This is a genomic window from Sphaerisporangium siamense, from assembly GCF_014205275.1.
GTDB classification, from domain to species: Bacteria; Actinomycetota; Actinomycetes; order Streptosporangiales; family Streptosporangiaceae; genus Sphaerisporangium; species Sphaerisporangium siamense.
The window spans coordinates 978,453-1,000,375 of sequence record NZ_JACHND010000001.1 but is presented as its reverse complement, the minus strand read 5'-3'; the positions used below and the strand labels follow the sequence as shown (position 1 = coordinate 1,000,375).

Sequence of the window (21,923 nt, the reverse complement as noted above, 5' to 3'; positions counted from 1 at the left end):
CACTACGCCCGGACCCCCGGCCAGGCTATGACGTCAGCTCAACACCCCTCCGCGCCATCGCTGACCAGGGTCGGAATCGCGCGACGCATCTCACAGGACTTCCGCGAGGGAGACGTCATCAACCTGGGCGTCGGTGTGCCCATGCTGTGCAGCCTCTTCATCGAGGACGAGGACATCCTGCTGCACAGCGAGCACGGCGTCCTCGGGCACGGCAGGCAGGCCCGCACCCAGGACGAGGTCGACCCGTCGCTGGCCACGGCGGGCCGGCAGCCGATCATCCCCCGTCCCGGGATGGTCGTCATGGATCACGCGGAGTCCTTCGCCTTGATCCGGGGCGGTCACCTCGACGCGACGATCCTCGGAGCGTTCCAGGTGAGCGCGCAGGGGGACCTCGCCAACTTCTGGCTGCCCGGGGCGGTGGCGGGCGCGATCGGCGGCGCCCAGGACCTCGCGTTCTGCGCCCGGCGGGTGGTCGTCGCCATGCAGCTGCTGCCGCGCCCGCGGCGGTTCGTCAACCGGCTCGACCTGGAGATGACCGCGCCGCGGTGCGTCGACCGGCTGGTCACCGACATCGGCGTGATCGATCTGGAGGACGGCACGGCGATCGTGCGCGAACTCGTGCCCGGCTGGAGCCTTGAGGACGCCCAGCGGCTCACCGAGGTGGAGCTCGTGGCCGCGCCGGAGGGCATCGCCGAGGTGACGCTCAAGAGCGACAGGAACGACCTGTGGACCGCGGCGTAGCGAGCGGCCGGACCGTCCAGACCGTGTGCGGGCCGGTCCCGGCGTCGGACCTGGGGCGGATCATGCCGCACGAACACGTGGTCTGCGACCTCATCAAGGACCGGCCGCGGCCCGATCCCACCCTGGACGAGTCCGAGGACGCCGTGCCCGACCTCATGGAGTTCAAGGCGGCGGGCGGCGGCACGATCATCGACTGCACGAACAACGGCCTGGGGAGGAACCCGGGTCTGCTGCGTTCGGTGTCGGAGCAGACCGGCGTGCACATCGTGATGGGCTGCGGCTGGTACCGCGAGTCCTTCTACGAGGAGGACATGAACAAGGTCAGCGTCGCGGAGCTGACCGAGGTCCTGCTTGAGGACATCAGGACCGGGGTGCACGGCGTTCGGCCCGGTGTGATCGGGGAGATCGGGGCCGACCACGGCTATCTGTCCGCGGCCGAGGAGCGGGTGCTGCGCGCCGCGGCCAGAGCCCAGAAGCAGACCGGTCTCGGGCTCGTCCTGCACGCGGTGAAGAGCGACGTCGGGAGATGGCAGCTCGACGTGCTTGAGGAAGAGGGCTGCGACCTGCGGCGGGTCGCCGTGGCCCACTGCGACATGTACCCCTACCTCGACTACCACGAGCAGCTCGCGAAACGCGGCGCGATGGTGAGCTACGACCGCAACGGCCCCCGCAACCCCCACCAGCAGGAACGGCGCATCCGCACCATGGCGGAGTTCATCCGCCGGGGCTGGGCGTCACATCTGCTGATCTCCCACGACGTGTGCATCCCGGGGGATCGCGGCAGCGCGGGCGGACCCGGATACGCGTACGTGCTGAAGCAGGTCGTGCCCGATCTGCACAAGGCCGGGGTTCCCGCCGACGTCGTCGAAGCGATCATGGTGGACAACCCCGCGCGCCTTCTCGTCGGCTCCTGACCGCGCCGATCCAGCCGATCCAGCCGATTCCCTATTCCAGTCAGGTCCCATCGACGTCAGGAGAAAGCGAAGTGGCCGACAACGCCGAGGTGGTGCTGTGCCGGACCGACGGCAGGGTGCGCGTCATCATCCTCAACCGTCCCCGGGTCCGCAACGCGCTGAACAGCGAGATGATGCGGCGCTTCCACCAGGCGGTGGACGACGCCGTCGCCGACCCGGATGTGGGCGCGATCGTCGTCACCGGCAACGGCTCCGCGTTCTCGTCGGGCGCCGACCTCAAGGAGGCCGGGACGAGCCCCCGGCCGGAGGACCTGTGGGGCCGGTACTCGCAGGCGATCGACAACGACCGGATCTACGAGCGGTTGTCGCGGGTGCCCAAGCCGGTGATCGCCGCGGTCAACGGGTTCGCCGTGGGCGGCGGCTGCGCGCTCGCGGTGTCGTGTGACGTCGTCATCGCGGCCGACACGGCGCGGTTCAGCTATCCGGAGACCAACCACGGGATCGCCGCGGTCACGGTGGCGGTCGGCCTGAGCCGCGCGGTCGGGCGCCTCCAGGCCCTCGACCTGCTGCTGTCCGGCCGGTTCGTCGAAGCGGCCGAGGCCCACGCGATGGGCATGGTCACCCGGATCGTGCCCGCCGCCGACCTGATGACCGAGGCCGTCGGCTACGCGCAGGCCCTGGCGGAGAAGTCGCCGGCCGCGATCCGCCTCACCAAGCGGGTCTTCCGGGCCGTCCAGGAGCTCGATTTCGACCACGCCTTCGAGTACGCCCGCGACGTCAGCCTGATGACCCGCGAGGGGATGTCCGGCGGCCGCGGGGCGGCGGGCTCGCCGGCAGGCCCGGGGAACGGGGCAGTGGCCGCCCGCCCGACGCAATGACTATTGCATATGTGATATTTCAGGTGTAACATCCAAAGTTATATCGCAGGCGAAATCAGCCCAGCGCGGTTTCCACCACTCGGGGACGGGATCGCCGCCGTCTCGGCACGACCCGTAGCAGCAATTCCTAAACCTTCGGAATCGGGTCAGTGCCCGGGACATGGGAGCGAACGATGAAGGTATCCAGGGTTCAGGCCCGCGTGGCCGGCCCTGCCGCGCTCGTCGCGGTATTGGCCGCCACCGGCTGTAGTGCCGATGCCGGCAGCGGTTCGGCGACGAACGAGCGGCCGACCATCCGATGGGGCGTGGCCACCGAGGGCATCACGTCGATGGACCCGGTCCGTGCCGTACAGCCGGTCGATCGCACGCTGTCGATGATGTTGTTCGACGGACTGGTCCGTTATCAGCCGGGCAACTCGACGGCGCCGTTCGAGCCGGGGATCGCCAAGGAGATCCCCCAGGCCGCGACGCAGGACGGCAAGCAGGTGTGGACGATCGCGCTCCGCACCGGCGTGAAGTGCCCCGCCGGCCAGAAGACCCCGGCCTACGATCTGACGTCGGACGATGTGGTGTTCTCGCTGAAGCGTGCCTCCAGCCCCGACACCTCGACGTTCGCCTCGGTGTTCACCGCCTATGACAAGGTCGAGGCGGTGGACCCCGGCACCGTGAAGGTGACGATGAAGCACCCGGTGTCACCCGCCGCGTTCCTGCCGACGATCTCGAACTGGCAGGGCGGGCTCGTGGTGTGCAAGAAGGCGGCGGAAGCCGAGGGCCAGGACTTCGGCAAGCACCCGGTCGGGCCGGGGCCGTTCAAGTTCGAGAGCTGGACCCCGGGCCAGAACATCAAGCTGCTGGCGAACGACGACTACTACCTGGGCAAGCCGCTGTCCGCCGGGTGGGACATCCGGTTCATGGCGGACGACACGGCCCGGCAGGCCGCCCTGTTCGGCGGCGACCTCGACGTCGCGGCGCCCACCGCGACCGGCGACAAGGGCCTTGAGGTCATCGACTCCCGGCAGGGGTTCAAGGTCGTCGAGGCTCCGCTCTTCGGCACCTGGTACCTGTTGTTCAACACGAAGGTCGGCCCGACCGCCAAGCCGGAGGTGCGCCAGGCGCTGGCGTACGCGGTGAACCGCGCCGACTACGTGGCCTCGGCCGGGCAGCGGACCGCGAAGCCGACGCTCAGCGTGTGGGGGGCCCAGTTGCCGGGCGGCATCCCCGACTCGCACGTGCAGGAGGCCGGCCTGGCGTACGACTTCGACGTGGCGAAGGCCCGTCAGATGCTGGCGGCGGCGGGATATCCCAACGGCTTCGACGTCACCGTCACCGCGCCCAGCAACGCGACCTCCTTCCAGATCCTTCAGGCCCAGATGAAGGAGATCGGCGTCAACGTCAAGATCAAGAACGTGGACGTGCCCACCTGGCAGACGGCGATCATGACCGGCCAGGAGCCGCTCATGCTCAGTCTCATCTCCTACCGGCCCACGCCGCAGATCCCGTTCACGGACTTCTTCTACGGACCCTCGGCCGTCCGGGGCGGTAAGCACCCCGCGCAGAACTTCGGCGGATACGACGGCGCCGACTCCCTGATCGAGAAGGCGTCCGAGACGTCCGACTCCAAGGAGCAGGCGCAGCTGTGGCAGGAGATCAACGACAAGATCCTGCAGGACGCCGCGGCGAAGCCGCTCTATGTGTCCTACCAGGCGTACGGCGCGGTCTGCGGGTTCACCATGGGCGGCGCCGAGCCGACGGTCGCGATTCCCGGCAACTGGCAGCCGAGTTACAAGGCCACCATCGATTCCCAAGCCAAAGACTGCTGATCCCGTTCTGTGCGGAAGAGAGGTGCTGTAGTGGCCGAGGTCGAATTCCAGGTCGTGACCGATGGCGTCGGCGTCATCACGCTGAATCGGCCGGAGAAGCTCAACGCGTTCAACTTCGAAATGCACCGGCAGTTGGCGGCGGTGCTCACCGGCGACGAGCTGCAGGACTGCCGCGCGGTCGTGCTGCGGGCCGAGGGCCGGGCGTTCTGCGGCGGCACCGACCTCAGCGAGCTGGGCAACCAGCTGGGGCGGAGCCGGACGCCCACGTTCGAGGTGTCCACCGGCAGCGAGATGTCGCACAACTTCCGGTACGCGCGGCCCGTGATCATCGCGGCGGTGCAGGGCTACGCGCTGGGTCTCGGGACGCTGGTCGTGAACCTCACCGACCTCGTGATCGCGAGCGAGGACGCCGTGTTCGGGCATCCAGAAGTCACGCACGGCCTCGTCCAGGGCAACGGCATCCCGCGGCTGTGCGAGGTCGTCGGCACGCGAGCGGCGATGTCGATGCTCGTCACCGGCCGGCGCGTGCCGGCGGACGAGGCCCTGCGGATCGGCCTCGTGAACGAGGTCGTGCCCGCCGAGCGGCTTGAGGAACGAGCCATGGAGGTCGCGCGGCAGATCGCGGCGAACCAGGCCTACGCGGTGCACATGGCGAAGAGGTTCTTCTACGAGTCCGCCGAGATCCCCTACGGCGCCGCCGTCCAGGCGGGCTACCGGGTCATGCGCACCGCGCAGCTCGCGAGGCGGGAGAACGGGGCGAACTTCCAGTGGTGACCACGCCACGGGCGGTGGTCGGGCCGGAAGGAGCGTCGGGTGATCGATAAGCTCGCCTGCTCGATCTACACGCTGGGCGCCGACGCCGCCGAGGCCGCCGAGGCCGCGGGGTACGAGTCGGGGTGGACCTCGGAGTCGTACGGTACCGACTCCTTCACCCCCCTGGCCTGGTGGGGCGCCAAGACCCGGACGATGCGTCTCGGCACGGGCGTCGCGCAGATGGCGGCCCGTGCCCCGACCGCGACCGCGATGGCCGCCATGACGCTGGACCGGCTCTCCGGCGGGCGCGTGGTCGTCGGCATGGGGCTGTCCGGCCCGCAGGTGGTCGAGGGGTGGTACGGCATGCCCTTCGAACGGCCGCTGCGGTGGACTCGCGAGTACATCGCGATCATGCGCGACACGTTCAAGCGGGAGCGGGTCGCCTACGACGGCGAGATCTACAAGCTCCCGGTGACCGGCGGAACCGGGCTGGGGCGCTCGATCCGCCCGGGCATCCGGGACGCCCGCACCGACATTCCCATCCACCTGGGCGCGGAGGGGCCGAAGAACATCTCGCTGGCCGCCGAGATCGCCGACGGCTGGCTGCCGACGAACTTCTCCCCGGAGTTCGACCACTGGTACCGGGAACGCCTGGAGATCGGGTTCAGCCGCCGGCCCGGAGGCCGCCCCGAGAACTTCGAGGTGGCTCCCGGCGTGGCCGTCGCGTTCGGACCGGACGTCGAGACGGCCGCCGACGAGCTCCGGCCGGGCATCGCCTTCCAGGTCGCGGCCAACGGCGCGGAAGGCATGAACTTCCACTACAACTCCATCGCGCGGCTCGGCTTCGAGGAGCCCTGCAAGGAGATCGTCGCGCGGTTCAAGGCCCGGGACCGCGCGGGCATGGCGGCCGCGGTGCCCACGGAGATGGTCGAGGCGATCGCGCTGGTCGGTCCGCCCGAGAAGGTTCAGCGGGATCTGGAGACGCGGTGGCACGACTGTGTCGCCACGACGCTCATCGCGCGGACCTCCGAGCGACACCTTCCGGTGCTCGCCCGCGTCTTCGCGGCATCGCGAGCCGCCTGCGGCGCACCCGTGGCCTCACGAGCGGAGAACGGCTGATGGCGCGCTACTCCCTGAAGCTGTTCGGGCGGCTGCTGCTGACCCTCGGGGTGGTCTCCACCGCCGTGTTCTTCCTGATCCGGCTCACCCCCGGCGGCCCCGCCGTGGCCATGCTGGGCCAGGACGCGTCCCCGGACGCGGTGGCGCGGCTCAACGAGAAGCTCGGGCTCACCGACCCGCTGCTCACGCAGTACTGGAACTTCCTGACGCAGCTCCTCCGGGGCAGCCTCGGCGAGTCGCTCACCAACGGCCTGCCGGTGAGCGGGACGATCCTGAGCGTGCTCCCGCACACGCTGGAGCTCGCGGTGGCGGGACTCATCATCGGCAAGCTCGGCGGGATCACCCTCGGCATCGTGGAAGCGGTGTGGAAGGACAGGTCGCCCGACATCATCGGGCGGATCATGTCGCTGATCGGGCTGTCCTTCCCCAGCTTCTTCGTCGCCGTGCTGCTGGTCCTGTTCATCGCGCTGCCGCTCGGTCTGCCGACCAACGGGGTCGCCCCCTTCACCGAGATCGGCGCCAACCTGCAACGCATCCTGTTGCCCGCGCTGGCCATGGGAATCGTGAGCACCGCCTACACCTCCCGGGTCACCCGCTCGCTCATGGTCGAGATCATCGGGGAGAACCACGTCCGCACGGCGCGGGCGAAAGGGGTGCGGGAGGGCCGCGTCCTGGTGCGCCACGTGCTCCAGCCCGGCTCGCTGCCGCTCGTCCCGATCGCCGGCATCTCGTTCATCACCCTGGTGGGGGACGCGGTGCTCATCGAGACGGTGTTCGCCCGCCCGGGGCTGGGCAGCCTGATGGTCCACGCCATGCAGGCACGTGACTACACGACCGTGCAGGGCTGCATCATCGTGGTCACCACGGTGATCGTCCTCGTGAACGCGGCCGTCGACGCCTTTTACCACGTCCTCGACCCCCGAACCAAGACGGCGTGAGGTCCTCCATGGATCCGATGACCCTCCGGCCGCTCCGTATCCACAGCACTCGGCGCCTGAGTGACGTCGAGACGACACGAATGCCGGTGCGAGCATGACGACGAACGACTCGGGAGCGGTGGTGACCGCCGTCGTCCCCCCAACGGGCACGGGCGGCTCACGAGATCTCTTGAAGCCCGGAAGGCGGGGACTGCGCCGGCTCAATCCGCTGCTGATCATCGGCGGGCTGATCATCGCCTTTCTGGTGTTCGTCGCGCTCTTCCCGACCCTGTTCACCTCCCAGGACCCGGCGCGCCAGGATCTGGCGGCACAGCTGGAGTCGCCGAGCGCCGCGCACTGGCTCGGCCGCGACCAGTTCGGCCGGGACATCTACACGCGGCTGATCCACGGCACGCGGGCCTCGATGCTCATCGGGGTGTCGTCGGTGCTGCTGGGGATGGCCCTGGGCATTCCGGTCGGGATGATCGCCGGCTACTTCCGGGGGAAGACCGAGCGCGTGATCCTGTGGATCGTCGACGTGCTGATGGCGTTCCCCGGGCTCATCCTCGCCCTGCTCTTCGTCGCCCTGTTCGGACAGGGAACCTGGAACATCACCCTGGCGATCGTGATCGGCATCGTCCCGGTGTTCGCCCGGCTCGCGCACGGTCCCGCCCTGGCGTTCCGGGAGCGGGAGTTCGTGAAGAGCAGCATCGTGTTCGGCGCGCGGGCGCCGTGGATCCTGTACAAGCACATCTGGCCCAACCTGCGCAGCGAGATGGTGGTCATCGCCAGCATGACCGCGGCCGTGACGATCCGGATCGAGGCGGGCTTGAGCTTCCTCGGCCTCGGCCTGCCGCCGCCCACGGCCACCTGGGGTGGAATGCTCCGCGACGGCACCACCTACCTGCAGACAGACCCGTTGTTCTCGCTGGTGCCCGGATTGGCGATCTTCGTCGCCGCCCTGGGCTTCAACCTCCTCGGTGACGGACTGCGGGATGCGCTGGATCCCCGGACCGCGAACAGTTGACCTGCCGGAGACCGGCCGACCCGAAGGTGTGTCGATGACCGACGTGACCGAGTCCGAAATCCACGAACGTCCGCAGACCCCGGCGTCGGACGGATGCCTGTCCGTGCGGAACCTGACGACGGTGTTCACCACCAAACGCGGGACCGTGGCGGCGGTGAACGATGTGAGCTTCGACCTGCGTGCCGGGGAGACGCTGGGCATCGTCGGCGAGTCCGGGTCGGGCAAGAGCGTGACCGCGATGTCGACCCTCGGGCTGATCCCGAAGCCCTCCGGCAAGGTCGTGTCCGGCGAGATCTGGGTGGACGGGAAGAACCTGCTGGCGCTCGATCGCCGCAGCCTGCGGGCGGCGAGCGGGTCCGACGTAGCGATGATCTTCCAGGATCCGATGACCTCGCTCAACCCCGTCCACCGGATCGGAGCGCAGATCGCCGAGGGGATCCTGGCCCATCGGCGCAAGCCGTCCAGGGCCGACAAGGAGGCGGCCCGGCGCCGGGCCGTCGAACTGCTCGCGGCCGTCGGGGTGCCGGCGCCGGAGCGGCGCGCCCGGCAGTATCCGCACGAGCTGTCCGGCGGCATGCGGCAGCGGGTGATGATCGCCATGGCCATGAGCTGCGACCCGAAGGTGCTCATCGCCGACGAGCCCACCACCGCGCTCGACGCCACGATCCAGGCGCAGATCATGCGGCTGCTGCGCGAGGTGCAGCGGCGCGCCAACGTCGGGATCATGCTGATCACCCACGACATCGGCCTGGTGGCGCAGAACGTCGACCGCGTCCTGGTCATGTACGCGGGGCGGGTGGTCGAGATGGGCACCGTCGAGGAGGTGCTCGAAAACCCCAAGCACCCCTACACCGTCGGCCTGCTCCGGTGCACGCCGAGCCGGCTGCCGTCGGACTCCGTCCGGCGGCGGCTCACACCGATCCCCGGCCTTCCGCCCAACCCGACGGACCTGCCCCCCGGATGCTCCTTCGCGCCCAGGTGCAGCCTCCGCGGCGACCGGGAGCGGTGCCTCCTGGAACAGCCGGAGCTGCGCCCGGCGCCGACGGACGACCACCGGTCCGCATGCCACTTCCTTGAAGAGGTCACTCCCTGAGCGTGCCCCCGCGCTCGTGCTCGACGGTGAGGAGCCGTAGCCCATGTTCCACAGCACACAACAAGACGTGGTGGACCCCACGGAACCGGTCGGCGAGGAGCTGCTGCGGATCGAGGCACTTAAGATCCACTTTCCGCTCGGCAGGCGCGTACGCGGCCGGTACGCCGAGACGGTGTACGCCGTCGACGGAGTGGACTTCACGCTGGACAAGGGTCAGACCGTCGCGCTCGTCGGAGAGTCGGGGTGCGGCAAGTCGACCGTCGCACGGTCGCTCGTCGGGCTGGTCCGCCCGACCGCCGGGTCCATCCGGTACAAGGGCATGGACCTGAGGACCGCGAGCCGGAGCCAGATGCGGATGCTGCGGCGGGAGGTGCAGATCGTCTTCCAGGACCCGTTCGCGTCGGTCAACCCGCGGATGCGGGTGCGGGACATCATCGAGGAGCCCCTCCGCGTGCAGGGGATCCCACGGGACAAGTACGTGGCCGAAGAGCTCCTGGAGATGGTCGGCCTCCAGCCCGTGTACGCCAACCGGTTCCCGCACGAGTTCTCCGGTGGGCAGATGCAGCGCATCGGCATCGCGCGCGCGCTCGCGCTGAAGCCGCGGGTGCTGGTGCTCGACGAGCCGATCTCCGCGCTCGACGTGTCGATCCAGGCCCAGATCATCAACCTGCTCATGGACCTGCAGGACGAGCTGGGACTGGCCTACCTGCTCATCGCGCACGACGTGGCCGTGGTGCGCGCCGTCAGCCACCGCGTGCTGGTGATGTACCTGGGCCGGATCGTCGAGGCCGGCCCGGAGGTGCTGTCCGAGCCCGGCCATCCGTACACGCAGGCGCTGCTGAGCGCCATCCCCTCGGCCGACGTCTCCTCCCGCGGCCGGAGGAAAGAGATCATCCTGGAGGGCGACGTCCCCAGCCCGACCGATCCGCCGAGCGGCTGCCGGTTCCGCACCCGGTGCTGGAAGGCCGCCGACGTGTGCGCGCAGGAGGAACCCGCACTGCTCGACCGTACCGGGCTCGGCGCACTGAACGCCTGCCACTTCCCCGCCCACGAGTAGCAGGGGACTTACCACCCCGGAGCGACCGCCCGTGCCAGGCGCACAATGCGGAAGGCCCGGAAGCCATGCGGCTTCCGGGCCTTGCTACGCGCCACGACCTAGTGGCGGTAGATGTGGTACACCTTCTGGAAGGTCTCGTGGACGGTCCAGGTGCCCTTCCAGCCGAAGGGGAACACCGCGCTCGACCCGGGCGTGAGCTTGACGGGCTCGCCGCCGTCCTCCTGCACGGTCATGGTGCCGGAGATCACGTAGACGGACTCTTCCCGGTTGTCGTACTCCCAACGGGACGACCCCGGCGCGCATTCCCAGGTGCCGATGATGAACTTCTTGTCCTCGCTCATGTGCAGGACGCGGTTGCGGGTGAGAATCTCGGCCGGCTCGATGGGCGTGGCGCTCGGCGGCACGAGCGGCCGCTGCTTCGCGTCGCTCAGATCGAGCTCTGCGGGGCGAAAGTTCATCGTCATGGATCGCTCCTCACTTCCTCATGATCGCCGGACGGCCTGGCCCCGGTCCTCGCCGGGGCCGATGACGACGGCGCTGCGTGAAGGATTGTTTTAGATTCTTATCCTAATATATCAGATGTAAAAGCTGGTGCATATCGAGGACGGAGGCCCTCGTCATCCGTGTGCCCCGCCCGTCGGCACGCCGGCCGGCCGGCCGCCTGCGGCCTGCCGAGCGGTCGCCCGGGGGAGACCGAGGACGCGCTCCAGCCAGGAGTCGCGGGCGGCCTTCGACGCCCGGCTGACCGCGGCGCCCGGAGCCTGCTCCGTGAAGCCGTGGAACGCCCCCGCCCAGATGTGCAGCTCGGCCTGGCCGCCGACCGCCCAGATGCGTGTCGCGTAGTCGACCGCCTCGTCGCGGAACACCTCACAGGCGCCCGCGTCGATGTAGGCGGGCGGGAGACCGGACAGGTCGGTCGCCCGCGACGGCGCGGCGTACGGGGACACCTCCGGGCCGCCCGTGTCGTCACCCAGCAGGAAACGCCAGCCCCAGAGGTTGCTGTCGCGGTCCCACCAGCCGATCCCGTCGTACTGATAACTCGACGCCGTGGTGTTCCGGTCGTCGATCATCGGGCAGTACAGCCCCTGCCCGGCGATGGCGGGCCCACCCCGGTCGCGCGCCAGCAGCGACACGCCCGCGGCGAGGCCGCCGCCCGCGCTGCGCCCCATCACGACGATCCGTCCCGGGGCGAAGCCCAGCTCGCCGGCGTGCTCGGAGACCCAGACCAGGCCCGCGTAGCAGTCCTCGACCGGCGCGGGATGCGGGTGCTCGGGTGCGAGCCGGTACTCGACCGAGACCGCGACGAGCCCGTAGACGTCGACGAGCTCCACGAAGCTTTCCATGGACCAGAACCGGTTGCCCATGCACATCCCGCCGCCGTGGATGTTGTACAGCGCGGCCGGAGTCGTGACCCCGTTCTTCGGGCGCAGGATGGAGACGGTGAGGTCCGGGGCTCCGGCCGGGCCCGGGATCACCCGGTCCTCGAACTCCACCGGGCGGTCGCCGAGGATCTCCTCGATGGGCTTGGTCATCGACCCGCCGCCGTCGCGCCCCGCGCGTACGGTCTCCGGGCCGAGCGGCGGGCCCCCGCCGGTGTGGAGCGCTTGGTAGACGGGCAGGAGATCGGGATCGAACGGGACGGGCGTCACGGTCATCGGGTGGCTACTCCTTTGGATCTCGGACGGAGGGAGGCGGCCCACAAACACTAGATGTGATGTATCAGTCTGCGCGGTCGTCTGGTGCGGGCACCGCGGGCCGGACAGCGTATGCCGTCCGGCCCGCGATAACTGGTCTAACGCGCCGGGTCGAACTCGGCGGGATAGACCGTCGTGCTGATCAGCCTGCCGAACCCGTCGAGCGTGAAATGGGCGAGATCCTGCCGGGACTCGTCGAGCCCGAACAGCACGCCCCGCGAACGGATGCTGCGGATGTCGCGGTGGTCGGTGACCGTCACCGCCGCGCAGGGGAGCGCCTTCTCCCGCCAGGCGAACAGGAAGATGCCGGGGCGCAGTTCGTAGGCAGTGCACTCGTCGGTGTCCGCGAGCCCTTCCTCCGAACCGGCCAGGCACTGCCAGGTGTACTGTCGTGGCCCGAGGTAGATGTGCTCGTACACGCGGTCGGGGCCGTACTCCCACAGCACACGGCGGCCGGTGAGCGCGGTGGACGGCGCGGGGGGAAGCATCGTCGACTCGATGCCTTCGATCCGCGCCGTCGCGAAGCGCTGCCGGACCCGAGGCCCGCCCGGCGAGGGGTCGCTGATCAGGGTGATCACCGACAGTGCGTGCCCACTCGTGAAGTCGAGCGTGAGGCTCACGGACTCCGCCGGCGTCCGCGTGTGACGGAACTGCACGTAGAAGAGATCGTCCGCGATCCGGAACGCGTCATAGCGGCCCTCTCCGGAGGCCGAGACGTCGTCTTCGCGCCCCGGGCTACGCGTCCATGTGACGGTGTCCGCGCCGAAACGGTGCGTGACGCGGGTGCCGTGGCCGTCGTAGAGCACGACCACGCGACCGACGAGGGCGGACGGCGGATCGGTTCTGGTGAGGCCGATATCCGCGGCCGCGAGAAGTCCGTGGATGGGTCGACGGATCGAGGCTTCGGAAAGATCGCTAATCATGGTTCTCCTCACCGGAGGAAGACGAGGCGAGGGCGAGCGAGGACGCCGCGGGCGCGGATGAGGCAGCGCCTGTGACTCCCGCTCGGCTCATCAAGCTCGGGTTCGCCCGCAGCGGCGGACTCTGGTTTGTCAGTAAGCGCGCGGGTATACGACGATCGTTACGTGTAACGCTGATCACGTGGAGTGGGATGAACGAGGCGGAGACGCCGTGGTGGAACTCGGCGAAGTCATGGGCGAACGCCGTGGTGACGTGGCCGGTCCGCGTCTCTTGAACAGTATCGTTCAAGACTTACCTCCCCTGCCTCAAGGGCAAAGCTTGGATCCCATATCCGATCTCGACAGGTTCGGTGCTGTCAAGGTGCCTTGAGCCCGCACCAGATCGGGTGATCGCCGCACGTCGGATGACTGGCGACAGGCTGTGAAGCGCGCCGGGCGACCGCTACCGAGGTGGTCGGACCCGCTCACAGGCGTCGACGTACTCCGCGACGATCTGCTCGATGATCTCGGTCGCCGGGAGCACCGAGTGGATGAGTCCGGCGGACTGGCCCGCCTCGGCCTTGCCCCAGGTGACGTCGCCGTACAGTGCGGCGTCCCTCAGCGTCGCGGCCTGAAACGCTTTGCGGCGCACGTCGATGTCCGCGTTGGACTCTTCGAGTTCGGTCATGCGGGCGGTGAACTCGTTCGCGAGCGCGCGGGTGACGCCGAGCCCGCGTCCGACGGCCCGGGTGCCGTCGACGGTCGCCGCGAGGACGGCGGCCTTGTAGTTCGGGTGGACGGTCGCCTCGTGGCTGGCGAGGAATCGGGTGCCGAACTGCGCTGCGCCGGCCCCGAGCGCGAGCATCGCGGCGAGGCCCGCGCCGTCGGCGACGCCGCCGGAGGCGATGACGGGGATGTCGGGGACCTCGGTGACGACGGCACGCACGAGGACCTGTGTGGTGACCATGGCGGGTGGCGGGTGGCCGCCCGCTTCGGCGCCGACGACGACGAGCCCGTCGACGCCCGCCGCCGCGGCCTTGCGGGCGTGCTCAGTGCCGGCGACGACGTGCAGGCACGTGGTGCCGACGTCACGGAAGCGTTCGAGGTAGCGCTGCGGTCCGCCCTGGGATGCGATCAGGATCGGCGGTCTGCGCTGGAGCAGGATGTCGATCACCTCGTCGGCGCCCCGCCGGTAGAGGGGAAGGTTGACGGCCCAGGGCCGGTCGGTCCCGGCGGCCATCTCGTCGAGTGTGCGCGTGAGGTCGGCGAGCCGCATCGGGCCCACGGCGACGACGCCGAGTCCACCGGCCCGGCTCACGGCGAGCGGCAGGGCTGAGCTGGACGAGGCCCAGGACATGCCGCCCTGAATGATCGGCAGGTCGATTCCGAGCAGGCGGGTGACCGAGGTGGAGATCACGCCCCCACCTCGCTGCGCTCCTGCTCGAGCAGCTTGCGCGCGTGGGCCGCGAGCTGGTTCTTCTGCACCTTCGAGCTCGCGGTCATCCCGATGTCCTCGAACCCGTCCACGATGCGGACGTAACGGGGGACCTTGAACCCGGCGAGGCGCGCGCGGGCCCAGTCGAGCAACTCCTCCTCGGTGGCGTTACCGGCCTCGGTGAGTACGACGAACGCGAAGGGAACCTCGATCAACCGCTCGTCGGGGACCCCGACCACGGCGGCCTGACGGACGCCGGGATGGCGGTGCAGGGCATCCTCGACGTCGGCGGGCGCGACGTTCTCCCCGCCGACTCTGATGATGTCCTTCGTGCGTCCGACGAAGTGCAGGCGCCCGGCCTCGTCGAGGATGCCGACGTCGCCGGTGAACAGCCATCCGTCGGCGTCGATGGTGGCGGCGGTCTGCTCGGCGTCGTCCAGGTAGCCCTGCATGACGTTCCAGCCGCGGACGAGGATCGAGCCCGGCTCGCCGGGGGCGCAGTCGGCACCGCCGTCGAAGGCGCGGATCCGGACCTCGACACCCGGCTGGATACGCATCGCGCCCGAGGCACGTACGGCCTCGTCCTCCCACCAGGCGGACAACGCGACGTTGGGGGAGGCCTCGGACAGGCCGTAGGCGGCGACACACTCGGTGGCGCCGAGTTCGTCGATCACGCGCCGGATCACCGTGGGGGACGCCGCGACCCAGGCTCCCCGCAGGTGCAGCGTCCGCTGGGCGCGGTCGGGGTGGTTGAGCAGCATCAGTGCGATGGTGTCGTTGCCGGAGAAGTGCGTGCACCGTTCCGCCTCGAACAGGCGCAGCGCCTCGGCGGGCTCGAAGCGGGGCATGGTCACCAGTGTGGTGGCGTGCTGGATCGACGCGAGCACCGAGAGCGTGCTCCCCGCGACGTGGAAGAACGGCCGCGCACTGTGGTAGCGATCGCCCGGGCGCAGGCCGAGCCGTACCCCGGCGAAGAAGGCGTCGGCGCACATGCTGCGATGGGTGAGCAGCACGCCCTTCGGTCGCGATGTGGTGCCGGACGTGTACTGGACCAGCAGGACGTCGTCCGGACCGGCGGCGGGCGGCACGGCGCCCACATCGCTCCCCGCGTCGATGAAGTCCGGCCACGCGGTCGCCCAGCCGGGGACGTCGTCGCCGAGCACGACGACCGACGTGAGCTCGGGCAGGGCCGGGCAGGTCGGGGTCCCGTCGTGACCGATGCCGAGCTCGCGCAGCATCGCGATGAAATCCGTGCGCAGGACTCGGTCCGCCATTAACAGGGTGGAGATGCGGGCGTGGCGCAGCGTGTACTCCACCTCGCCGGCGGTGAACCGGGTGTTCACCGGGACGGTGACGGCGCCGACGCTCCCGAGGGCGACGAACAGGGCGACCCAGCGTGGCCCGTTGCCGAGCCAGACGCCGACCCGGTCACCGTGCCCGATGCCGGCGGCGGTGAGAGCCGCGCGGATGCGGGCGACCTCCCCGGCCAGCTCGGCGTAGGTGATTCGGTCATCGGCGGTGACTACCGCCTCGACGTCGGGAGCGAGCAGCACGGCGCGGTCCAGCGCCTCGTGCGCGGTGACGGGACACGCCCTTCTGAGATCCATCAAGCTTCCTCCGTCCCGGATTCGGTGCGCTGGACCTGTGGTCCACCCGGGGCGACGTACGCGCGGATCGTACTCGCGTCGGCCATCGAGCCACCTCCTCGTGCTGGCTCTAGGAGTACGCGACCCTGTTGATGTTGTCAACTACTTTGAGGGTCGTTTGTGCGCTCACGTTCCTGACGCTCCACGTCCAGTGCCAGGTCGGCGAGTTTGTCGAGTGCGCGCACCAGCACCTTTCGCTCCTGTGCTGACAGGACGGCGAGGAACGTCGCGTCGCGCTCGTTCGCCGCGCGTATGAGCCCGCGGTAGACCTCTATGCCCGCCTCGGTGAGCGCCAGCTGATGTGTCCGTCCGGACCCCGCGGTCCGGTTGACCAAGCCCCGTTCTGTCAGCTTGGTCACGACCCGGCTCATCTGCGCTTTGTCAAGCCCTGCGCGCCGGGCCAGCCGGTTGAGGGTGAGCGTCGGATTGGACGCGATCAGGGCGATCGCCCGCCACTCGCCGAGGGTGACGTCGAACTCGCGGCGGTAGCGCAGCGCCGCACTGCGGGAGAGGGCCGCCGACGTGCGTGACAGGCGATAGGACAGCAACTCGGCGATGGGGAGGACATCCCTGACGTTCGCGCGATCGGGCATGGACAGATCGTAGTGGGCCAGGGGCCTGTGTTGCATCATCAACAACTAGCCGATCCCTGGCGACCGCCTTCTGATCGCCACGCACCCGGACCCGCCGGCGCTTTCCTCCACCGGGCCGCACACAAGCCTTCCCCCTTCCCCCCCCGCTTCACCGAACTCGGTGCCTTGACCTCACCCTGCCCACCCTCACCCTTGACGGGAAAGCCTTCGCGCTCCGATTGGTCTCCTGGCCCCGGAAACGACTCGTGGAGGAACATCTCCCGCTCGGGTAGATGGACATGGGCGGCGTCGGGAGCGGCGAGCGCGGGCCGAATCGGCCGCCGGTTCAGGACGCGGCCGCCTCACCGGCGAGTCCGCGGCCTTCGACGCTCGCCGCGGGTGGCCGGTCGCGCCGGGCCTGGTGCCGCGAACGGATATGGAGCAGGGCGGCGAACAGCACGGCGAAGGCGATCCACGCGGCGTAGAGGCCGGGCAGCCCCAGCCCGAAGAGCACACCGAGGACCCACCCCAGGGGGATCAGCACCGCGTAGTCACAGGCCACCGACACGATCATGACGCCGCGGCTGTCCCCGGCGGCGCGCAGCAGCGCGGCGTGGGACATGGCGAGCACCATGGGGGCCATGCTGAGCAACGCGAGGGGGACCGCGGCCCAGGCGAGGGCGGCCACCGCGTCGCCGGTGATCAGGGAGAGCAGTGGCCGGCCGAGGACGAGTATCACGGCCGAGGGGACGGCCAGCATGATCAGCAACAGCTGGGCTCCCGTCCGGCGCCAGGCCTCCGCGTGCGCGTGGTCGCCGCGGCCGAGCGCCTGGCCCGCCAGGATCGTGATGGCGGTGGCGGCGGAGCTCAGCATGGTGAACACCAGCAGCAGCAGGTTGTCCACGATGCGGTACGCCGCCAGGTCGAGCGTGCCGATGCGGGCGGCGAACCCCGCGAGCAGCGCCTCGTTGACGTATCCGACGCCCATCGCGCCCATCTCCGGCCAGCCGATGGCCCACAGGCCCGCGATCACTCCGCGTGCCTGACCCCCCTCGGGGGTCTCGCCCGCGGCGGCGCGTGGCAACCGGGCTCTGGAGTAGATCAGCAAGAACCCGGTCCCCGCCGCGGTCGCGGCGAAGGTGGCCAGGGCGGCGCCGGTGAGGCCCAGACCGGCATTGAAGATCAGGAGTACGCCCAGCGGCACGTTGACGACGTTGACCAGTACGGCGTTGTACAGCGACGCGCGCGTGACGCCGATGCCCGAGCACGCGGCCAGCAACGTGAACGAGGCGGCGGCGAACGGGACGGCCAGGGCCAGCACCCGCAGGTAGGCGACTCCTGGGCCGATCAGCTCCCCAGAGGCGCCGAGCAGCGCCAGCACGGGACCGGCCGTGACGAAGAGCACTGCTCCGACGGCGACGCCGGCCATGACGGAGGTGGCGAGCCCGGCGCGCACGATCTGGGCGACCTCGCCGGGCCGTCCAGCGCCGTGCGCTCGGGACACCCGCACCTGCACGGCCGTCGCCCAGCCCCGCACGATGACGAGGCCGATCAGATGGACGGGCGCGGCCAGGGCGAACGCCCCAAGCGCCACGGGGGACAGCCGGGCGAGCAGAACGGTGTCGACGAGGTTGACGACGATCTGCGTCAGCCCGGCGACGAGAAGGGGAAGGGCCAGGTCCCAGACCTGGCCCATCGCCGGACGCGCGCCGGTCTCGGCAGAGGCCGGGGGCGTGCCGTGGCTCACAGGACCGCCCGCGCGGCTTCCATGAGTTCGGTGTCGCGGTCGAGAAGGATCAGAGTGTCCACGCGTGAGTCCTTCCACGCGAGGATCCGCTCGACGATCGCCGGCAGCGGCCCGACGAGGGCGACCTCGTCCAGCAGGGTGTCCGGTACGGCCTGCGCGGCGCCGGTCTTGTGACCGTCGGCGAAGTGACGGCGGATGTCGTGCGCGGCTCCTTCGTACCCCATCTGGCAGGCCACGTCGAAGTAGGTATTGCGCACTCCGGGGGCGACCGCGCCGATCAGATGCGCGAACAGCGGCCGTAGCCGGTCACGGCCCTCCCCGGGGGTCGCGGCGCGGGAGACGTACAGGATGGGGCAGATCTTGACGTCACTCGAAGCCCGGCCCGCCCCGGTGATTCCCTCGTCGAGTGGACGGGTGAGCGCCTTCTCGTGCTCGGGAGCGTACATCCCGGCCAGCCAGCCATCGGCGATCTCTCCGGTGAGGGCGACGTTGCGCGGGCCGATGGCCCCTAGATAGATCGGAATGTGCGGACGCAGCGGGTTCATCTCCGAGCGCACCGGCCGGGCCCGGCCGGTCGAGCCTGGTCCGCGGTAGGGGAGCCGGTAGATCTCACCGCCGTGCTCGACGCGTTCCTCGTGCGCGATCGCTTTGCGGACGATCTCGACGTACTCGCGGGTCCGCTGGAGGGGCCGGGTGTACGGCTGGCCGTGCCAGCCTTCGACGATCCACGGGACCGACAGTCCGAGACCGAGCTGGAAGCGACCCTTGGACAGCACGTCGAGGGTCATGGCGGTCATCGCGGTGGCCGCGGGCGTACGGGCGGGGATCTGCATGATCGCGGTGCCCAGCTCGATCCGTTCGGTGCGCGCGGCCAGGTACCCGAGGACGCTGACGGCGTCGGGGCCGTACTCCTCCACGCTCCAGATCGAGTCGACGCCGATCCGCTCGGCGTGCTCGACGACGGGAAGCAGATGTTCCATCGGTTCCCCGCCGTAGCCGAGAGCCAGCCCGAGGCGCATGCGCGCTCCTTCCGTATGCCTGCCGGAGAGTCGAAGGGGTCGTGGTCAGGAGAACGGCAGCGGATCCCGTACGAGATCGTCTTCGGTGAGCGGGCCGGGCACCCACCCACGCGCGGCGGGTTCGCGGTGGAGCCGGTCGCCGCCGAGGAAGGGGAACGCGGCAGGGGCGTTGCAGTACAGGCCGGGCACCATGACCCGGGCCACGTGCATGCCCGCGGCGCGCACCTGCGGGGTCGTGAGATCGACGGCGATCGCGCGCAGCCCATGGGCGGTGAGCGAGCCGAGCGGGCCGGCCGCTCCCGCGTCATCGGGCGACGCCGCGGGAGCCGCAGGGGTGCGCAGGCGGTCCAGGCGGGTGTCCTGCATGCGCGCGTCGAGGTAGACCTGGACGTGGAGGCGGACGTCGTTGACGTCCCGCCAGTCCGGCCGGAAGTCCTCCAGATAGGCACGGTCGGCGCGGTGCGCCCGGTAGGGGTGGCGGCTGATCCGGCCGGCGTCGACGGCCCGCCAGAAGGGGCCGTCCCGGTCGAGCAGCTCGAAGCCGGTCGCGTGCATGCCGACGGCCTCGGTGAGCGCCTTGGCGGCCGCGGCCTCGGCGGTCGGACGGCAGGCGCTGCCGAAGGCGACCAGCCGTCGCGCGCGGTCCTCGATGAACGCCCCGGCGACGGGGACGTCGAAGGACGAGGGGATGCGCAGCAGGGTGACGTCCAGACCGGCCTGCTCCGCCTCCCGCAGCGCGAAGCCGAGACGGCCGCCCGTGCCGGCCACGAGTGGTGCGGCGGGCGCCCCGCTCGTCCACCAGACGGTGACGGCGTCGCGTTCCAGGACTTCCAGGAGCGCGGCGAACCGGGCTCGCTCCGGGGTGAGGCCGGCGGCGGTCCCCGCCAGGATCGGGTAGTTGGTGGGCGCCTCGGCGGCGCGTGTCCCGCGGAAGTAGTTGACGTAGGCCAGCGACGCCGGAACCAGGATCTGCCGCCCGTCGCTCAGATCCTCGCCGTGGGCCCAGGCGATCTCCAGGTCGGGGGTCATGGGGACGAACGGGAACCCCCGTTGGGCGTGCTGGGCGCGGGAGTAGAGCGCGAATGTCCGCGGGTCCGCGACCGGCCGGCCCTCGCGGGCAAGGCGCTCGTAGGAGCCGGTCGGCAGTTCGGCGGGGACGGCGTTGCCGCAGTACCGCTCCACGGCCTCTCCGATGGCCGCGTACCGGGCACGGGCCGGATCCGCCAACGCGGCTCCGCCGGTGACGGTGTCGATGACGGCGGCCGATCCGGGAGGGGTGGAAAGGCGGGCGCTGTAGGAGACACAGGTCGCGACGAGGTCCAGGCGGGGGTGATCCCTGGTGAGGCGCCGGATGAGGCCCAGCCCACCCTCCGTGCCGAGACGGGCGGCCACCTCTTCCATGCCCTCGGCCTCGTCCGCCGCGGCCGGGCCGGCCGGTGTTTCCGGCTCGGCCATCGGGTTCCTCATGTGATCGCTCCTCCCTCTGGAAGGACGCCTGGATCGGCCCGGATGCCGGTACGCGGCGGGTGGGCCGCCGAACCGGCGGCCCACCCGCCTTCTGGTCACTCGCTGTCGGCTTCCTCACGCCACTCGAACGGCGAGTCCACCGCCGGCGTGTGGGACCTGACGCCCGACTGAGGGTCTTCGGGCTCGACGAAACCGTGGTGCGCCATGTGCGTCCTCCTTCGGCTCGGCATATGGCCGCCCTTATTGCGACCATTATGCAACTGCGAACTCCTTGCATCGAGTTTATGCATGGCGCGGCGCGAAACTCAATGCCGAACGCGGTCCGGTTCATCGGCGGTGTTTTCCGTCCAGAGAGCAGTCGTCGCACTTGACTCCGCCGGGGACCCGGTAATAAAGGCAGCAGCTTCTGCGCCGGAACGTCAGATCTGGGCCTGTGACGTCGCCGAGCCCGGCCAGCCGCCCGATGCCGAGAAGGTCCGTCGTGAGACGGTACGTCGGGCCGGCGAGGTCCGGGCGCGCGGCGAGGACGGCTCGGCCCGCCTCGGCCAGCGCGGACGCCGCGTTGCCGTACAGGAGGCGCGGCGCGACCTTGACGCGCAACCCGGCGGCGAGCGCCTCCAGGTGCGTGACCACCACCGATCGATAGAGAATTCGGGTGAGCTGGGCGTTCGCGTCGACATGCCAGCCGGAGGAGGCCGGTAGCCGCAGGGCCGGCCCGTCGTCGGCTCGGTGCAGGCGGGTCAGGTCGGGCACGACGCCGTGGACGAGGGCGCACGCGAGCATGGGCGACCACAATCGGGCCGCGTGCCCGAGCTGCATGATGGAGGCGCCGATTCGCGGTTCCTTGGCGCCATAGCGGGTGGCGACACTGGTGACCAGGTCGGATACGCCGCGGGCGTAGTCCTCCTCGATCGGATGCCATCCGGCGCCGTCACCCGACACGGCGATCCGGAAGAACGAGCCGACCGAAGCAACGTCCGCGAGGGCGGCGGTGATCGATTCCGGCGAGGCCGGCCGAAGAGAACCCATGGCTTATAACTCCATTTTCTGGTTTCGGTGGATTTGTGTGGAATTAGGGACTGGAGTGCATGGGAAATACGCCGGAACGCGGTAAGTGCATTCGTT

The 21,923-nt window shown here is 70.1% G+C and carries 19 protein-coding genes and 1 pseudogene; 10 read left to right on the top strand and 10 right to left on the bottom strand.

The window, feature by feature from the left end; all coding sequences use genetic code 11:
* The first annotated feature begins 27 nt into the window (after positions 1 to 27).
* The 10 genes and pseudogenes from BJ982_RS04630 to BJ982_RS04585 form a co-directional block, all read left to right on the top strand.
* The gene (locus tag BJ982_RS04630) at positions 28 to 741 is read left to right on the top strand and encodes a CoA-transferase (protein WP_184876865.1); all 714 of its coding nucleotides are present in this window, start codon (positions 28 to 30) and stop codon (positions 739 to 741) included.
* Complete coding sequence (locus BJ982_RS04625) at positions 726 to 1,655, top strand: phosphotriesterase family protein (protein ID WP_184876863.1); 930 nt, start codon at positions 726 to 728, stop codon at positions 1,653 to 1,655. Before BJ982_RS04630 ends, BJ982_RS04625 begins: the two co-directional genes overlap by 16 nt.
* A gap of 71 nt (positions 1,656 to 1,726) precedes the next feature.
* Positions 1,727 to 2,533 carry an enoyl-CoA hydratase/isomerase family protein gene (locus BJ982_RS04620; RefSeq protein ID WP_184876861.1) on the top strand — a complete coding sequence of 269 codons (807 nt, stop codon included), beginning with the start codon at positions 1,727 to 1,729 and terminating at the stop codon, positions 2,531 to 2,533.
* Positions 2,534 to 2,706: 173 nt separating this feature from the next.
* Positions 2,707 to 4,353 (top strand): ABC transporter substrate-binding protein, encoded by a 1,647-nt coding sequence (locus tag BJ982_RS04615; RefSeq protein WP_184876859.1) that lies wholly within the window; start codon positions 2,707 to 2,709, stop codon positions 4,351 to 4,353.
* 30 nt (positions 4,354 to 4,383) lie between these two features.
* Entirely contained in the window at positions 4,384 to 5,127 is a 744-nt protein-coding gene (locus BJ982_RS04610) for an enoyl-CoA hydratase/isomerase family protein (RefSeq protein ID WP_184876857.1), read from the top strand.
* A gap of 39 nt (positions 5,128 to 5,166) precedes the next feature.
* Positions 5,167 to 6,225: an LLM class F420-dependent oxidoreductase gene (locus BJ982_RS04605; RefSeq protein ID WP_184876855.1), complete on the top strand. Its 1,059-nt coding sequence runs from the start codon at positions 5,167 to 5,169 to the stop codon at positions 6,223 to 6,225.
* Positions 6,225 to 7,163 (top strand): ABC transporter permease, encoded by a 939-nt coding sequence (locus BJ982_RS04600; RefSeq protein ID WP_184876853.1) that lies wholly within the window; start codon positions 6,225 to 6,227, stop codon positions 7,161 to 7,163. Before BJ982_RS04605 ends, BJ982_RS04600 begins: the two co-directional genes overlap by 1 nt.
* A gap of 118 nt (positions 7,164 to 7,281) precedes the next feature.
* A complete protein-coding gene (locus BJ982_RS40245; RefSeq protein ID WP_184876851.1) occupies positions 7,282 to 8,169 on the top strand; it encodes an ABC transporter permease in 888 nt (295 codons plus the stop codon).
* Between the two features lie 34 nt (positions 8,170 to 8,203).
* Positions 8,204 to 9,262, top strand: a complete 1,059-nt coding sequence (locus BJ982_RS04590) for an ABC transporter ATP-binding protein (RefSeq protein WP_184876849.1) — start codon at positions 8,204 to 8,206, stop codon at positions 9,260 to 9,262.
* Between the two features lie 211 nt (positions 9,263 to 9,473).
* Positions 9,474 to 10,319: pseudogene (locus BJ982_RS04585) on the top strand (ABC transporter ATP-binding protein); the annotation flags it as partial.
* A 98-nt stretch (positions 10,320 to 10,417) separates the two neighbouring features.
* Here the strand turns inward: BJ982_RS04585 and BJ982_RS04580 are convergent.
* The 10 genes from BJ982_RS04580 to BJ982_RS04535 all read right to left on the bottom strand — a co-directional run bounded on the left by BJ982_RS04580 (position 10,418) and on the right by BJ982_RS04535 (position 21,827).
* Positions 10,418 to 10,783, bottom strand: coding sequence for a cupin domain-containing protein (locus BJ982_RS04580; RefSeq protein WP_184609287.1), 366 nt, complete (start codon positions 10,781 to 10,783; stop codon positions 10,418 to 10,420).
* A gap of 153 nt (positions 10,784 to 10,936) precedes the next feature.
* On the bottom strand, positions 10,937 to 11,974 hold the full coding sequence (locus tag BJ982_RS04575) for an alpha/beta hydrolase (protein WP_184876846.1): 1,038 nt from the start codon (positions 11,972 to 11,974) through the stop codon (positions 10,937 to 10,939).
* Positions 11,975 to 12,111: 137 nt separating this feature from the next.
* On the bottom strand, positions 12,112 to 12,936 hold the full coding sequence (locus BJ982_RS04570) for a MoaF C-terminal domain-containing protein (protein ID WP_260413686.1): 825 nt from the start codon (positions 12,934 to 12,936) through the stop codon (positions 12,112 to 12,114).
* Between the two features lie 439 nt (positions 12,937 to 13,375).
* On the bottom strand, positions 13,376 to 14,329 hold the full coding sequence (locus BJ982_RS04565; protein WP_184876842.1) for an NAD(P)H-dependent flavin oxidoreductase: 954 nt from the start codon (positions 14,327 to 14,329) through the stop codon (positions 13,376 to 13,378).
* Entirely contained in the window at positions 14,326 to 15,954 is a 1,629-nt protein-coding gene (locus BJ982_RS04560) for an AMP-binding protein (RefSeq protein WP_184876840.1), read from the bottom strand. Before BJ982_RS04560 ends, BJ982_RS04565 begins: the two co-directional genes overlap by 4 nt.
* A 137-nt stretch (positions 15,955 to 16,091) precedes the next feature.
* Positions 16,092 to 16,586, bottom strand: coding sequence for a MarR family winged helix-turn-helix transcriptional regulator (locus BJ982_RS04555; protein ID WP_184876838.1), 495 nt, complete (start codon positions 16,584 to 16,586; stop codon positions 16,092 to 16,094).
* A 325-nt stretch (positions 16,587 to 16,911) separates the two neighbouring features.
* Positions 16,912 to 18,312 carry an MATE family efflux transporter gene (locus tag BJ982_RS04550; RefSeq protein ID WP_184876836.1) on the bottom strand — a complete coding sequence of 467 codons (1,401 nt, stop codon included), beginning with the start codon at positions 18,310 to 18,312 and terminating at the stop codon, positions 16,912 to 16,914.
* Positions 18,309 to 19,331, bottom strand: a complete 1,023-nt coding sequence (locus BJ982_RS04545) for an LLM class F420-dependent oxidoreductase (RefSeq protein ID WP_184876835.1) — start codon at positions 19,329 to 19,331, stop codon at positions 18,309 to 18,311. Before BJ982_RS04545 ends, BJ982_RS04550 begins: the two co-directional genes overlap by 4 nt.
* Before the next feature lie 45 nt (positions 19,332 to 19,376).
* Positions 19,377 to 20,798: a SagD/YcaO family ATP-dependent cyclodehydratase gene (locus tag BJ982_RS04540; protein WP_184876833.1), complete on the bottom strand. Its 1,422-nt coding sequence runs from the start codon at positions 20,796 to 20,798 to the stop codon at positions 19,377 to 19,379.
* Positions 20,799 to 21,125: 327 nt separating this feature from the next.
* A complete protein-coding gene (locus BJ982_RS04535) occupies positions 21,126 to 21,827 on the bottom strand; it encodes a (2Fe-2S)-binding protein (protein ID WP_184876831.1) in 702 nt (233 codons plus the stop codon).
* Positions 21,828 to 21,923 lie beyond the last annotated feature (96 nt).

Excerpts from the sequence above, each read along its gene's own strand:
- BJ982_RS04570 (WP_260413686.1), bottom strand. The coding sequence starts at position 12,936 with ATGATTAGCGATCTTTCCGAAGCCTCGATCCGTCGACCCATCCACGGA.
- BJ982_RS04580 (WP_184609287.1), bottom strand. The coding sequence starts at position 10,783 with ATGACGATGAACTTTCGCCCCGCAGAGCTCGATCTGAGCGACGCGAAG.
- BJ982_RS04630 (WP_184876865.1), top strand. The coding sequence starts at position 28 with ATGACGTCAGCTCAACACCCCTCCGCGCCATCGCTGACCAGGGTCGGA.
- BJ982_RS04560 (WP_184876840.1), bottom strand. The coding sequence starts at position 15,954 with ATGGATCTCAGAAGGGCGTGTCCCGTCACCGCGCACGAGGCGCTGGAC.
- BJ982_RS04600 (WP_184876853.1), top strand. The coding sequence starts at position 6,225 with ATGGCGCGCTACTCCCTGAAGCTGTTCGGGCGGCTGCTGCTGACCCTC.
- BJ982_RS04555 (WP_184876838.1), bottom strand. The coding sequence starts at position 16,586 with ATGCCCGATCGCGCGAACGTCAGGGATGTCCTCCCCATCGCCGAGTTG.
- BJ982_RS04535 (WP_184876831.1), bottom strand. The coding sequence starts at position 21,827 with ATGGGTTCTCTTCGGCCGGCCTCGCCGGAATCGATCACCGCCGCCCTC.
- BJ982_RS04575 (WP_184876846.1), bottom strand. The coding sequence starts at position 11,974 with ATGACCGTGACGCCCGTCCCGTTCGATCCCGATCTCCTGCCCGTCTAC.
- BJ982_RS04615 (WP_184876859.1), top strand. The coding sequence starts at position 2,707 with ATGAAGGTATCCAGGGTTCAGGCCCGCGTGGCCGGCCCTGCCGCGCTC.
- BJ982_RS04540 (WP_184876833.1), bottom strand. The coding sequence starts at position 20,798 with ATGAGGAACCCGATGGCCGAGCCGGAAACACCGGCCGGCCCGGCCGCG.
- BJ982_RS04590 (WP_184876849.1), top strand. The coding sequence starts at position 8,204 with ATGACCGACGTGACCGAGTCCGAAATCCACGAACGTCCGCAGACCCCG.
- BJ982_RS04545 (WP_184876835.1), bottom strand. The coding sequence starts at position 19,331 with ATGCGCCTCGGGCTGGCTCTCGGCTACGGCGGGGAACCGATGGAACAT.